Below are 13,513 nucleotides of genomic sequence, written 5' to 3'. Positions count from 1 at the left end.
TCGCCCGGTGGCGGCTACGCCTTACCGGGCTTACAACGACTTGCACGTTCCTGTTGGCCGGGTAAGCGTTAACGCCCCCGGCGATCGGGCACCTAATTAAGCCTGACGCAGGTTCTGCGCCGCTTTCACCATGTTCGCCAGCGCTGCGCGGGTTTCCGGCCAGCCACGCGTCTTTAGACCACAGTCCGGGTTCACCCACAGACGCTCAGCCGGGATACGCTGTTCCGCTTTCTTCAGCAGGGCTTCAATCCATTCCACGCTTGGCACATTTGGCGAGTGAATGTCGTACACGCCCGGCCCGATTTCGTTCGGGTAGTCGAACTCTTCGAACGACTCCAGTAGCTCCATGTCGGAACGCGAGGTTTCAATGGTGATCACGTCGGCATCAAGCGCAGCGATGGAATCCATGATGTCGTTAAACTCGCAGTAACACATGTGGGTGTGGATCTGCGTTTCATCCTTCGCCACTGCGGCGTTGATGCGGAAGGCCTCGACACCCCATTCCAGATACGCTGCCCAGTCGCTACGACGTAGCGGCAGACCTTCACGCAGCGCCGGTTCATCAATCTGGATGATGCCAATACCGGCGGCTTCCAGATCGGCGACTTCGTCACGCAGTGCCAGCGCAATCTGCTTAGCGATGGTTTCGCGAGTCACATCTTCGCGCGGGAATGACCAGCAAAGAATGGTCACCGGGCCTGTCAGCATGCCTTTGACCGGTTTGTCAGTCAGCGACTGGGCGTATTTTGCCCACTCAACGGTAATCGCTTCCGGACGACTCACGTCACCAATCACTACCGGCGGCTTCACGCAGCGGGAGCCGTAGCTCTGTACCCAACCATTCTGAGTAAAGACAAAACCGTCCAGATGCTCGCCAAAGTATTCGACCATGTCGTTACGTTCAGCTTCGCCGTGTACCAGCACGTCCAGGCCTAAACGTTCCTGCTCAGCGATCGCCTGTTTGATATGCTCGGCGATACCGGTGCGGTAGTTGCCCGCATCCAGGTTACCCTTTTTAAAATCCAGACGCAGGCCGCGGATTTCCGTAGTTTGCGGGAAGGAACCGATAGTGGTGGTCGGCCACGCTGGCAGGTTAAAGCGCGCACGCTGGGCTTCGGCACGTACCGGGTAAGCATGAGTACGCTGGCTGTCCTGCGCGGTGATTGCCGCCAGACGTTTTTCCACTGCCGCATTGTGGACGCGGGTTGACTGACGACGCGCCTGAATTGGCGCACTCCACGCGACCAGTGCAGTAGTATCACCGCTGTTCAGCGCATCACGCAGCAGCGCCAGTTCACCGCACTTTTGCAGGGCGAAGGCAAACCAGCTTTTCACTTCGGCATCCAGGCGGGTTTCGGCACTCAGATCGATAGGACTGTGCAGCAGGGAGCAGGAGGAGGCGACCCACAGCTCACGTTTCCCGACAATGTCTTTAATCTGTGCATATTTCTCGGTCAGATCGGCGCGCCAGACGTTACGGCCGTTAATCAGGCCTGCGGAGAGCAGCCAGTTAGCGGGCAAACGCGAGTGCAACTCGGCTACGTCATCTTTACCATGAACCAGATCCACGTGCAGACCCTGTACCGGCAGCGCGGTGATGGTATCCAGATTCGGCGTCACGCCTTCGAAATAGGTAGTCAGTAGCAGCTTCACCTGCCCGGTCAGCGCATCGTACGCCGGTTTAAAGGCGTTCAGCCATTCCTGGGGCAACTCCAGCACCAGCGCAGGTTCATCAATCTGTACCCACTCAACACCGCGTTTCGCCAGCTCAGCCAGCACCTGCTGGTAAACCGGCAGGATGTCGTTCAGCAGACTCAGGCGATCAAACTGCTCACCCTTCACTTTCCCCAGCCACAGGTAGGTGACCGGACCCAGCAGGACGGGCTTCACTTTGTGGCCCAGCGCCAGCGCTTCGTCCACTTCATCCAGCAGTTGAGTCCAGGTCAGTTTGAACTGCTGACCTTTGGTAAATTCAGGCACCATGTAGTGATAGTTGGTATTAAACCATTTGGTCATTTCTGCCGCTGCCGCCGGTGCACCGGTCGGTGCGCGACCACGGCCAATGCGGAATAAGGTGTCGATATCGACAGAGCCATCTTTGTTCTGATGACGGGCCGGAACGTTACCCAGCAGCAAACTGGTGGTCAGCACATGATCGTACCAGGCAAAATCGCCCACTGGCAGCAGGTCAACGCCAGCTTGCTTTTGTTGATCCCAGTGACGAGCGCGCAGTTCGCGACCCGTTGCCAGCAATTCTTCACGAGAGGCGTTACCCGCCCAGTAGCTTTCTTGCGCTTTTTTCAACTCGCGACGCAGGCCAACGCGAGGGAAACCGAGGGTGTGATTCAATATTGTCATTTTTCTTCCTCTAATTATATGTAAATCCTATGGATTTTGAATTTAGGGAAGGCGGCAAGTTTGCTCATCCCCAGGAGCTTACTGAAGTAAGTGACTGGGGTGGGGAAACGAAGCCAACGCACCATAAATTTAAAAGACGAAGGATTTTAGCCGTCCAGATGTTTACACATCCATAATTGGCGGTTACTGTATATTCCTCAAGCGCAATTTATTCATGCCGAAGTGAAGGACTTTCATGATCGAGATTAAGCATCTGAAAACGCTACAGGCGTTGCGGAACAGTGGGTCGCTGGCAGGCGCAGCAGCGACGTTGCATCAGACCCAATCCGCCCTGTCTCACCAGTTCAGCGATCTGGAACAACGCCTCGGCTTTCGGCTATTTGTGCGTAAAAGCCAGCCGCTACGTTTTACGCCACAGGGTGAAATTTTGTTGCAGTTGGCCAATCAGGTGTTGCCACAAATCGGTCGCGCGCTTCAGGCATGCAACGAACCGCAGCAAACCCGGCTGCGCATCGCCATTGAATGTCACAGCTGTATTCAGTGGCTGACCCCCGCGCTGGAGAATTTCCGTGCTAACTGGCCACAGGTAGAGATGGATTTTAAATCCGGCGTGACTTTCGATCCGCAACCAGCCCTGCAGCAGGATGAGCTGGACCTGGTGATGACATCCGACATTCTGCCGCGCAGCGGCCTGCACTATTCACCGATGTTTGATTTTGAAGTCCGTCTGATACTGGCGCCCGATCACCCACTGGCCAGCAAAACGCAGGTAACGCCGGAAGATTTAGCCAGCGAAACCCTGTTGATTTATCCTGTACAGCGCAGCCGACTGGATGTCTGGCGGCATTTCCTGCAGCCTGCTGGCGTTAGCCCGTCGCTGAAGAGCGTGGATAACACCCTGCTGCTGATCCAGATGGTCGCCGCCAGAATGGGTATTGCAGCGCTGCCGCACTGGGTAGTGGAGAGTTTTGAACGCCAGGGCCTGGTAGTGACCAAAACCCTGGGTGATGGATTATGGAGCCGACTGTACGCCGCTGTGCGCGATGGCGAGCAGCGTCAGCCGGTCACGGAAGCATTTATTCGCTCAGCGCGGAATCACGCCTGCGATCACCTGCCGTTTGTGCGGAGTGCGGAGCGACCCACTTTCGATGCACCCACAGTGAGGCCACTATAACAGCCGCACCAATGATGAAGCTTGGCCAGTGAGGCTGCTGGTGCCAGATGGCCAGATTAACCAACAGCCCCGCAGGCACATGCATATTGTTCATGATACCCAGTGTGCCTGCATCTACCTGCGTCGCGCCGTAGTTCCACATAAAGTAACCGATGCCCGATGCTGCCACGCCAAGGAACACCAGAATCCCCCACTGCAGCGAAGTTTCAGGCATTTTTTGCGCATTCCCTACTATAAGCCAGGCAACGACCGCCACCAGTAATGCCCCCATATAAAACCAGGCAAAGGCGTTGTGCTGCGGCATGGGACGGGTTTCCATCAGACGCTTATAGCCCACCATGCCGATGGCAAAGCTGATGTTGGAAAGCTGTACCAGCAGCAGACCGGTCCAGAAATGACTGGTCACCTGATCGTAACGAATGATCCCCGCCCCAATCACCGCCAGCAGTGCGCTAAACGCGTAGCTCCAGCGTAAACGGCGTCGGCTCATAAGGTCATAAATCAGTGTGATATAGAGCGGTGTCAGGACGGTAAATAGCAGCAGCTCGGAAACCGTCAGGTACAAATAAGCACGGAAACTCAGCATATACATGATGCCAAGCTGCATGGCACCCACCAGCATGTACAGACCAATAGTTTTTACGCTGTGGCCGCGGGTACGCAGAAATGGCAGGAACACCAGCGCAGCCAGTCCGACCCGCACCAGCACGGCAAAATAGCTATCGACATGACCAGCAAGGTACTCGCCAAACAGGCTAAAGGAAAAGGCCCACAGAATAGTGGTAATGATGAGTAGCGCCACAATAGATGTCTCTGAACAAAAGATACACCCATTGTAGCGAAGTTCACGGTTGACAACTGACTAACTAATGAGCGGTTCCGTTACTGTAAAAACAGTTCTCGCAGATAATGCGGCACAGCATCGTCGGCATTAAGCCCAATCACGTCCAGCTCCGGGTGCAGATCCTTCAGGCGCTGATGTGCATTACCCATAATGCAGCCTTTTCCCGCCATCGATAGCATTTCGGCGTCATTCATGCCGTCACCAAAGGCGATACAGTCTTTCAGGCTGAAGCCCATCGCTTTTGCCACCGCTTCCAGCGCATGGCCTTTTGATACGCCACCCGCCATCACTTCCAGACAGGTCAGCGTGGAGAAACTGACGTTCACACGATCACCCCAACGGGCGTTAATCGCCTGCTCCAGCGGCAGCAGGATTTCGTGAGAGTCGGTGGTGAAAAACACTTTACTGACGCCTTCCGGCTCCAGCAGCGCAGGTTCAAACAGCGAGTAGTTAAACACCGCTTCTTTAAAGAAACGCATTTCATCCGGGCGATGGCGGTTCATAAACCACTCATCGTCGCGATACACGTTGGTCACGATATCCGGGTTCGCATTCACCACACCAAACAGATCGCTGGCAATGTCGCGATCCAGATTATGCGAGAACACAAGATTCCCGTCAGTATCATGTACGCGCGCACCGTTGGAGGTGATCATGTAGGACTTAATGCCGAGATTGTCGCGAATTTGCCCTACATCAATATGATGACGGCCGGTCGCGAACACAAAATTCACACCACGAGCCGTCAGCAGTTTCAGCGTCTCTTTGGCATACGGGGACAGGGTATGGTCGGGGGAAAGCAGCGTACCGTCTAAATCAGATGCAACTACCTGATACATAAAAAATTAAACCTCTAAGCAAAGCGGTGTCCGCTGGATGAGTTATGCCTGTCGAAAAATTCAACAATGGCGTTGAGCGCGACTGAGCGCATTGCGTCCTTTTCAAAAAGGATCTCATGGTAGGCGCCTTTTATGACCAGCGGTTGACCTCCTTCTACAGGATGGCCCGCTGCAGCGCGGAGTTCACAAAAACGATAGTGCATGCGGTTATCCACCACACGCTCTTCTTCAGCCTGAATAAGCAACGTCGGGGTCGCATCATCTCCGGCCCCGGCCAACACCTGCTCACCCGCCAGAATGCCTTCACGCACCCAATGATAGGTCGGGCCGCCTACGCGCAACTGCGGATCATCAGCATAGAAGCGCAGATTACGCCGATAGCGCTGTCGGCTATGGGTGAGCGCATTCATCCCAAACGGCAACGCCCGCCAGCGACCGGTCCCCATGGCATAGCCTTCGCGAATGCGCGGATACCCTTCAGCCCAGTCAAGAATATGGCGCACCATCCAGTCAGGAAAGCGCATCACGATCCCGAACATCGGTGCGCTGAGGGCAATAGCATCACACTGATTAGGGTGGCGCTGCAGGAACAGCGTGGCAATAGCGCCTCCCATGGAATGCGCCAGTATATAGCGTTTTCTCCACGGACCTGGCTGCACTTCCTGCTGCCAGAAGGCGGTCAAATCGTCGACATAGTCATTAAAGTTATCCACATGGCCACGGTGCGGATCCGAGAGCATCCGCCCGGAACGCCCCTGGCCACGATGGTCGATAATGAGGACGTCAAAACCAGAATAAAACAGGTCATACGCCAGTTCAGCATATTTTACGTAGCTTTCTATGCGCCCGGGACAAACGACGATGACGCGATCGTTTTTTTCTGCACGAAAGCGAACAAAGCGTACGGGAACATTATCTACGCCAGTGAATTCCGCTTCCTCCCGCTGACGCCAGAAATCTGTCAGTGGCCCCATGGAAAAAGCGGCAAACGCGTTTTCTCTTGTTTCCCAGTCTTTTTGCTGCTGAAACATCGGGTATCCAGCCTCGTTGACCAAGTAAAATCGTTTTTTTTGCCGAGCCTGTTACAACGCATCGGCAGTAGCGTATTGTGGCATAAAAATAGACAAGTCGGGAGTTTCTCATGACCTTTGAATGGTGGTTCGCCTACCTGCTGACGTCCATTGTTTTGAGCTTGTCGCCAGGTTCAGGGGCGATCAACACCATGACAACCGCCATCAGCCATGGTTATCGGGGAGCAGCGGCGTCGATTGCCGGTTTGCAGACCGGGCTTGGCATTCATATCGTGCTGGTCGGTGTTGGGCTAGGAACGCTATTCTCACGGTCAGTGATCGCCTTTGAGGTACTAAAGTGGGCGGGGGCAGCCTATCTTATCTGGTTGGGCATTCAGCAATGGCGCGCGGCGGGAGCCATCGACCTGAACACCATCGCCAATACGCAATCACGCAGTCGCCTGTTCAAGCGCGCCGTCTTCGTCAACCTGACCAACCCAAAGAGCATTGTATTTCTCGCCGCCCTGTTCCCGCAGTTCATCATGCCGCAGGAGCCGCAGTTGATGCAGTATGTGGTGCTGGGCGTGACCACCATCGTGGTCGATATTATTGTGATGATCGGTTATGCGACGCTGGCCACCCGCATTGCGGGCTGGATTAAAGGGCCAAAGCAAATGAAGGCGCTGAACAAAGTGTTTGGTTCGCTGTTTATGCTGATAGGTGCCCTGCTGGCGTCAGCACGGCATGCCTGAGATCAGTGCCGGATGACGCTACCGCTTATCCGGCCTACTGGTAAGTTAACGCGAAATAATCAGATGAATGCCGAAGCCTGCGAATAACGCGCCGGCAAAGCCGTCAATCCACTTCGCCAGACGCTGATAGCCACGACGCATTTTCGGCAGTGCAAACAGGCTGGCAACCACGGTAAACCACGCCAGCGTCTCGACGATAATCAGCGCGAAAATACCCCAACGGGCAGCGGTACCGACGTTGTCGCCGACAAACAGCGAAAAGACGGAGCCAAAATAGATAATGGCTTTGGGATTCGCCAGGTTGGTCAGCAGACCTTTTAAAAAACTGCGACCGCTCTGCGCCAGCTCAACCTGCGGCGCGAGTGCCGCAACGTCCTGTTTTTTAAACGCGCCGCGCAGCATCTGATACCCCATCCAGCACAGATACAGACCACCGCCGACCATAATAATAGTGTGCAGCCAGGCCATTTTTTCGATGATCAGATGCAGACCGAGCAGTGCCACGCCCGCCCAGACCATGACGCCGCAGGTAATACCCAGCACACCCATCATCGCCTCTTTGCGCGAGCGGCTAACGGCCGTTTGCGAAACAAAGAAAAAATCGGGGCCAGGACTCATCAGCGCTACGATGTGTACCAACGCAACAGTAAAAAATAGCGTTAACATAAAAATGACTCGCGGGGAAATAGTTCAGAGAGTCACCATCCTGGCACTTTTTTGCCTGGCTGACTACTCTTCGTCGTCACCATCAACATGTGCGCGGATAAGTGCCATAAACTCTTTGCCAAAACGCTCAAGTTTACGCATTCCCACGCCGTTGACGCTCAGCATTTCGCTCGGTGACACCGGCATTTGCTCGGCCATTTCAATCAGCGTGGCGTCGTTAAAGACCACATACGGCGGGATATTCTCTTCATCGGCAATGGCTTTACGCAGCTTACGCAGTTTGGCAAACAGCTTACGATCGTAGTTACCGCCAAAGGATTTCTGCATTGCGCGTGGTTTAAGCGCCACAATACGCGGCACGGCAAGCTGTAGCGGCACAACGCCGCGCAGTACCGGACGCGCAGCTTCGGTTAACTGCAACGCGGAGTGGTGGGCAATATTCTGCGTCACCAGTCCGAGGTGAATCAGCTGGCGAATGACGCTCACCCAATGTTCGTGGCTCTGTTCACGACCAATACCGTAGACCGGCAGCTTGTCATGCGCCATCTCACGAATGCGCTGGTTATTCGCCCCGCGCAGAACCTCGACGACATAGCCCATACCAAAACGTTGGTTAACGCGGTAGATCGTCGACAGCGCTTTACGCGCATCCATTAAGCCGTCGTACTGTTTTGGCGGATCGAGACAAATATCGCAGTTGCCGCACGGCTCCTGACGCCCTTCGCCAAAATAGTTCAGCAGCACCAGACGACGGCAGGTTTGCGCCTCGGCAAAGGCCCCCATCGCATTGAGCTTGTGACGCTCGATATCCAGCAGCTGTCCGGCGGGTTTCTCTTCGAGACAACGGCGGAGCCACGCCATATCGGCCGGATCGTAAAACAGCATCGCTTCTGCGGGCAGGCCATCACGCCCGGCACGCCCGGTTTCCTGATAGTAGGACTCGATATTACGCGGGATATCAAAATGCACCACGAAGCGCACGTTGGGTTTGTTAATTCCCATGCCAAACGCCACGGTCGCGACAACGATTTGCAGGTCGTCGCGCTGGAATTTCTCCTGCACGTCGGCGCGCACGTTGTTGTCCAACCCGGCATGATAGGCTCCGGCGCTGATCCCGCGGCTTTGCAGACGCGCCGCGGTGTCTTCAACCTTCGCGCGGCTGTTACAGTAAATAATGCCGGACTTTCCGCGTTGTTCCTGCACGTAGCGCATCAGCTGATCGAGCGGCTTAAACTTCTCCATCAGCATGTAGCGGATATTGGGACGGTCAAAGCTGCTGATCTGAATGAGGGGATCGTTAAGCCCGAGCAGACGCACAATATCCAGCCGGGTGGTGTCATCGGCGGTGGCCGTGAGCGCCACAAACGGCAGCGCAGGGAAACGCTGACGCAGCTGACCCAGCGCGGCATATTCCGGGCGGAAATCATGCCCCCACTGGGAAATACAGTGCGCTTCATCTACCGCCAGCAGTACCGGGTTCCAGTGCGCCAGATTATCAAGGAAGTTATCCAGCATCAGGCGCTCGGGCGCAATGTACAGCAGGCGGATTTGCCCGCTACGGCAGCCTGCCATCACCTCTTGCTGCTGTTCACGGCTCTGGGTGGAGTTCAGACACGCCGCCGCTACACCGTTTGCCAGCAGCTGATCGACCTGGTCTTTCATCAGGGAAATCAGCGGCGAGACAACAACGGTGAGGCCGTTCAGCAATAATGCGGGAATTTGATAACACAGGGATTTACCACCACCGGTTGGCATAACGACCAGGCAGTCGCGGCCAGAGAGCACGGTGTCGATGATTTCTTCCTGACCAGGGCGAAACTGTTGGTAGCCAAAGGTTTCCTGCAAAACCTGTTTAGCGCCCATTTCCAGATTCAACACCTCCGCCTGCGCCACATTAACCCCGTTAACCTTAAATAAAAACAGGCGCTATTTTCAGCGCCTGAGAGAGAAACTGCAATGATTAAAATACTCTCAATGCCGATCAGAAGATATCGTTGAGCATTACGCCCACGCCAACGCGCGTCTGATTAAAGTTATAGTCAATCAGCGACTCGCCATAACCACTGTAGACCTGGGTATAAAGACGAACATGTTTGGTGATGGGGTAGCTGACACCCAACTCAGCGCCGCCGTAGCCGGTATTCCAGTTGTACTGACCTTTCGCGCTTAACACGGCGTCACCGAGGTGGTAACCCAGTTTGAGCTGATAGTAGCCCATATATTTAGTGATATCAGGGTTATCGTCAGTGCTGCCGATGACGTACCACGGCTTCACTTCTACCAGCCAGTTACCGTTTTCTGCCATCAGGCGGGTATACAGGCGGTTCCAGCTGCGCGAGGTCGGTTCGGAACGACCGTTAGAGTCGTGGTTATATCCCATTTCCACATCACGTAGCGTCCAGCCGGCAACGCGGTAATCGGTGGCGAAACCGAGGAACAGTTGTGGTTCGTAGTTAGTTTCGCGAAACGGTGCCGATTCTTCGCTATTAGAAAGCTGCCACCAGGATTTCTGGGTATAGGAACCACCAAGCACGGAGTTCGGGCCAAAAATCCCGCGCCACAGCGGAAACGCCAGGCTCAGCTGAAACTTCAACTCATCTTTACGCGCATTTTCAGACCAGCTATAGCTGCTGATGGCCTCTTTATTCATGTCGCTGGTATTGGTGTAGATGAGGTAGTTGGTGTCATAAGGGTAAAGCGTGAAAGGATTGTCATGCTCTTGCAGCATGTTGGCAATAATACTGCCGCGCACAGCGGGTGCATCATGAATCTCTTTCACTGTCGCTTCCTGCGCATACACGGTCAACGGCAGCATAACTGCTGGTAGTAACCATCCCAGAATCGCCCGCATCGGTCATGTTCTCCTGAACTAAAATATTGATGAATTGTAAGATTTTATTGATAGCATTTTACATACTTAGTGCGCTCTTCGTTAGTTATCCCGTCCCAAAGTAGAAAACAACAATTAAGAAGCATAATATCAACACCTCATTAACTATCGAGAGTTAGGGATTGTATGTCTGCCGTACTGACTGCTGAGCAAGCACTGAAATTAGTGGGCGAAATGTTTGTCTACCATATGCCGTTTAACCGGGCGCTGGGGCTGGAGCTGGAACGTTACGAAAAAGAGTTTGCCCAACTGGCCTTTAATAACCAACCGATGATGGTCGGCAACTGGGCGCAAAGCATCCTGCATGGCGGCGTGATTGCCTCAGCATTGGACGTAGCAGCCGGACTGGTGTGCGTGGGCAGTACGCTGACCCGTCATGAAACCATCAGCGAGGACGAGCTGCGCCAGCGGATGTCGCGCATGGGAACCATCGATCTCCGCGTCGATTATCTGCGCCCAGGCAGGGGGAATCGCTTCACGGCTACCAGCAGTTTGCTGCGGGCAGGCAATAAAGTTGCCGTTGCACGCGTGGAGCTGCATAACGAAGAGCAGCTTTATATCGCCAGCGCCACCGCAACGTATATGGTGGGGTAAGCGCCTGAAACAAGGTAAACTGCCGTTACATTTCTGAAATGAGTTTTCCCGATGGATGCTAAGCAAACGCGGCAGGGCGTATTACTCGCTCTTGCTGCCTATTTTATTTGGGGCATTGCACCCGCATATTTCAAGTTGATTTACTACGTCCCCGCAGACGAGATCCTGACGCACCGTGTGATTTGGTCATTTTTCTTTATGGTGGTGTTGATGAGCATCAGCCGCCAATGGTCAGGGGTCAAAACGCTGCTGCAAACGCCAAAGAAGGTATTCCTGCTGGCGCTTTCCGCGGTGCTCATCGGCGGAAACTGGCTACTATTCATTTGGGCGGTCAACAACCACCATATGCTGGAAGCCAGCCTCGGCTACTTTATTAACCCCCTGGTGAATATTGTATTGGGCATGATTTTCCTCGGTGAGCGCTTTCGCCGCATGCAGTGGCTGGCCGTGCTGCTCGCCGCCTGCGGCGTGCTGGTACAGTTGTGGACGTTTGGATCACTGCCAATCATTGCGCTAGGACTGGCCTTCAGCTTTGCTTTTTATGGCCTGGTGCGTAAGAAGATCGCCGTCGAGGCACAAACCGGCATGCTGATCGAAACCTTGTGGCTGTTACCGATTGCGGCAATCTATCTGTTTGGTATTGCCGACAGCCCAACCAGCCATATGGGACAGAACCCCATGTCGCTCAATCTGTTGCTGATTGCAGCAGGGGTCGTGACCACCATTCCACTGCTGTGCTTTACCGGTGCAGCGACCCGTCTGCGTCTGTCCACGCTGGGCTTTTTCCAGTATATCGGGCCGACGCTGATGTTCCTGCTGGCGGTAACATTCTACGGTGAAGTACCGGGCGCAGATAAGATGGTGACGTTCGCCTTTATCTGGGTCGCGCTGGCGATATTCGTGATGGATGCGATTTATACCCTACGCAGAACGCGAAGGGGGTTGTGATTGCGCCTGATGGCACTGATTTTGTAGGCCGGATAAGATGGTTACGTCGCCATCCGGCATCTTTCTGCCTGATGGCGCTGCGCTTATCAGGCCTACGGGAGCGTTAATAATTCTCTGCTACAGCCAGTTCTTGCGCTTAAAGTACAAATACGGCGCCAGGCCCGCGAGCATCATAAAGACAATCGCTCCGGGATAACCGAAGCTCCAGTGCAGTTCCGGCATGAACTCAAAGTTCATGCCGTAGCTGGATGCCACCAGCGTCGGCGGCAGGAACACCACGGAAACCACCGAGAAGATCTTGATGATGCGGTTCTGTTCGATGTTGATAAAGCCCATCGCTGCCTGCATCAGGAAGTTAACCTTCTGGAACAGGGATTCATTGTGCGGCAGCAGGGATTCGATATCGCGCAGGATCTCGCGCGCCTGCTCCAGCTGACCGCCCGGCAGTCGCGCCTTACGCACCAGGAAGTTTAATGCGCGCTGGGTATCCATCAGACACAGACGAACTTTCCAGCCGATATCTTCCAGTTCCGCCAGCGTGGAGAGCGCTTCGTCATATTCATCGCCCTGACGCCCTTCCATAATCACGCGGCTGAGTTTTTCCAGATCGCTGTAGATATTCTCTATTTCATCCGCCAGCTGTTCAATTTTCGTTTCGAACAGATCGAGCAGCAACTCGTAAGCGTTGCCGTCGACCATCGACTGGCTGCGCGCACGCATACGGTACAGGCGAAACGCCGGCAGTTCGCGCTCGCGCAGGGTAAACAGACGACCTTCGCGAATGGTGAATGCCACGGTTGAGTTGCCCGCATGATCGTCGGCATCTTCATAGAAGAAGAAGGAGTGGATGTGCAGGCCGTCTTCGTCTTCAAAAAAACGTGCGGATGCTTCGATGTCTTCCAGTTCAGGGCGCGTAGCCAGGTTCTGGCCCAAGTCCTTTTGCACACGGTTTCGTTCATCGTCATCCGGCTCGACTAAATCGACCCAAACCGAACTGGCGAGATGATCAATTTCATCCGCCTCAAGACGTATTAAACGATTGTTTTCCAGTTGAAATGCGCTCAGCATGACCGGGACTCCCAATGCAAAAAATTATCGGACAGTTCGGTGGGCACACAGAAACAAATTGGGTTTCAGACCATTAAACAGCCTGACTCGGCGCGACGAGAAAAAACAGAAGGTCGCTGACAACCGCGAAGGCTATCAGCAAAAAGGGATAGCCTTAGGAGTTGATCCTGGATGACAGGATAATGAGCCAGTATCTACTGGGTGTGTCCAAGGCGAATGTCCTCTTAGCGTAATCGTGCGCGCATGTTACGCCAGCAAAATTTTGACGTCAACACGCAACAGATGGCGAAAAAGTAATAATTTCCCCTCATGTTGCAAGGTTAGCAGAACGGGGGGATTTATCTATGATTTCAGAATATTAACCGAAAGA

At 54.2% G+C, this 13,513-nt stretch carries 13 protein-coding genes; 4 read left to right on the top strand and 9 right to left on the bottom strand.

From position 1 onward, the window contains the following. Positions 1-96: 96 nt before the first annotated feature. Positions 97-2,358 carry a 5-methyltetrahydropteroyltriglutamate--homocysteine S-methyltransferase gene (gene metE, locus FDW95_RS22040; RefSeq protein ID WP_137363614.1) on the bottom strand — a complete coding sequence of 754 codons (2,262 nt, stop codon included), beginning with the start codon at positions 2,356-2,358 and terminating at the stop codon, positions 97-99. 235 nt (positions 2,359-2,593) lie between these two features. Between metE and metR the strand changes: the two genes are divergently transcribed. After that, entirely contained in the window at positions 2,594-3,532 is a 939-nt protein-coding gene (gene metR / locus FDW95_RS22035; protein ID WP_115259837.1) for an HTH-type transcriptional regulator MetR, read from the top strand. Here the strand turns inward: metR and FDW95_RS22030 are convergent. From FDW95_RS22030 to pldB, 3 genes are all read right to left on the bottom strand, one after another. Then, the gene (locus FDW95_RS22030) at positions 3,435-4,334 is read right to left on the bottom strand and encodes a carboxylate/amino acid/amine transporter (protein ID WP_115259838.1); all 900 of its coding nucleotides are present in this window, start codon (positions 4,332-4,334) and stop codon (positions 3,435-3,437) included. The two genes, metR and FDW95_RS22030, sit on opposite strands and share 98 nt — an antisense overlap. An 80-nt stretch (positions 4,335-4,414) precedes the next feature. Then, positions 4,415-5,215, bottom strand: a complete 801-nt coding sequence (yigL, locus tag FDW95_RS22025; RefSeq protein WP_096758916.1) for a sugar/pyridoxal phosphate phosphatase YigL — start codon at positions 5,213-5,215, stop codon at positions 4,415-4,417. Positions 5,216-5,229: 14 nt separating this feature from the next. Further along, positions 5,230-6,246, bottom strand: coding sequence for a lysophospholipase L2 (pldB, locus tag FDW95_RS22020; protein WP_096758917.1), 1,017 nt, complete (start codon positions 6,244-6,246; stop codon positions 5,230-5,232). Between the two features lie 110 nt (positions 6,247-6,356). Here pldB and rhtB point away from each other — a divergent pair, with 110 nt between their 5' ends. Then, positions 6,357-6,977 carry a homoserine/homoserine lactone efflux protein gene (gene rhtB / locus FDW95_RS22015; RefSeq protein WP_096758918.1) on the top strand — a complete coding sequence of 207 codons (621 nt, stop codon included), beginning with the start codon at positions 6,357-6,359 and terminating at the stop codon, positions 6,975-6,977. Positions 6,978-7,022: 45 nt separating this feature from the next. Here the strand turns inward: rhtB and rhtC are convergent, their stop codons facing one another. From rhtC to pldA, 3 genes are all read right to left on the bottom strand, one after another. Next, the gene (rhtC, locus tag FDW95_RS22010; RefSeq protein ID WP_115259839.1) at positions 7,023-7,643 is read right to left on the bottom strand and encodes a threonine export protein RhtC; all 621 of its coding nucleotides are present in this window, start codon (positions 7,641-7,643) and stop codon (positions 7,023-7,025) included. A 63-nt stretch (positions 7,644-7,706) separates the two neighbouring features. Beyond that, positions 7,707-9,536, bottom strand: a complete 1,830-nt coding sequence (gene recQ / locus FDW95_RS22005) for an ATP-dependent DNA helicase RecQ (RefSeq protein ID WP_115259840.1) — start codon at positions 9,534-9,536, stop codon at positions 7,707-7,709. An 88-nt stretch (positions 9,537-9,624) separates the two neighbouring features. After that, positions 9,625-10,494 carry a phospholipase A gene (gene pldA / locus FDW95_RS22000; protein WP_115259841.1) on the bottom strand — a complete coding sequence of 290 codons (870 nt, stop codon included), beginning with the start codon at positions 10,492-10,494 and terminating at the stop codon, positions 9,625-9,627. Positions 10,495-10,659: 165 nt separating this feature from the next. Here pldA and yigI point away from each other — a divergent pair, with 165 nt between their 5' ends. Then, positions 10,660-11,127, top strand: a complete 468-nt coding sequence (gene yigI / locus FDW95_RS21995; RefSeq protein WP_005133301.1) for an acyl-CoA thioesterase YigI — start codon at positions 10,660-10,662, stop codon at positions 11,125-11,127. Between the two features lie 51 nt (positions 11,128-11,178). Next, on the top strand, positions 11,179-12,075 hold the full coding sequence (gene rarD, locus FDW95_RS21990; RefSeq protein WP_096758922.1) for an EamA family transporter RarD: 897 nt from the start codon (positions 11,179-11,181) through the stop codon (positions 12,073-12,075). Between the two features lie 117 nt (positions 12,076-12,192). Here rarD and corA read toward each other — a convergent pair whose 3' ends face one another. Beyond that, positions 12,193-13,143 (bottom strand): magnesium/cobalt transporter CorA, encoded by a 951-nt coding sequence (gene corA / locus FDW95_RS21985; RefSeq protein WP_096758923.1) that lies wholly within the window; start codon positions 13,141-13,143, stop codon positions 12,193-12,195. A gap of 154 nt (positions 13,144-13,297) precedes the next feature. Then, positions 13,298-13,354 (bottom strand): YsgD/CorL family protein, encoded by a 57-nt coding sequence (ysgD, locus tag FDW95_RS23340; RefSeq protein ID WP_212723238.1) that lies wholly within the window; start codon positions 13,352-13,354, stop codon positions 13,298-13,300. Between the last annotated feature and the right edge of the window lie 159 nt (positions 13,355-13,513).

This window comes from Citrobacter sp. wls718, assembly GCF_005280945.1.
GTDB classification, from domain to species: Bacteria; Pseudomonadota; Gammaproteobacteria; order Enterobacterales; family Enterobacteriaceae; genus Citrobacter; species Citrobacter gillenii.
The sequence above is the reverse complement of the archived record's forward strand: the minus strand, read 5'-3'. Positions and strand labels throughout refer to the sequence as shown.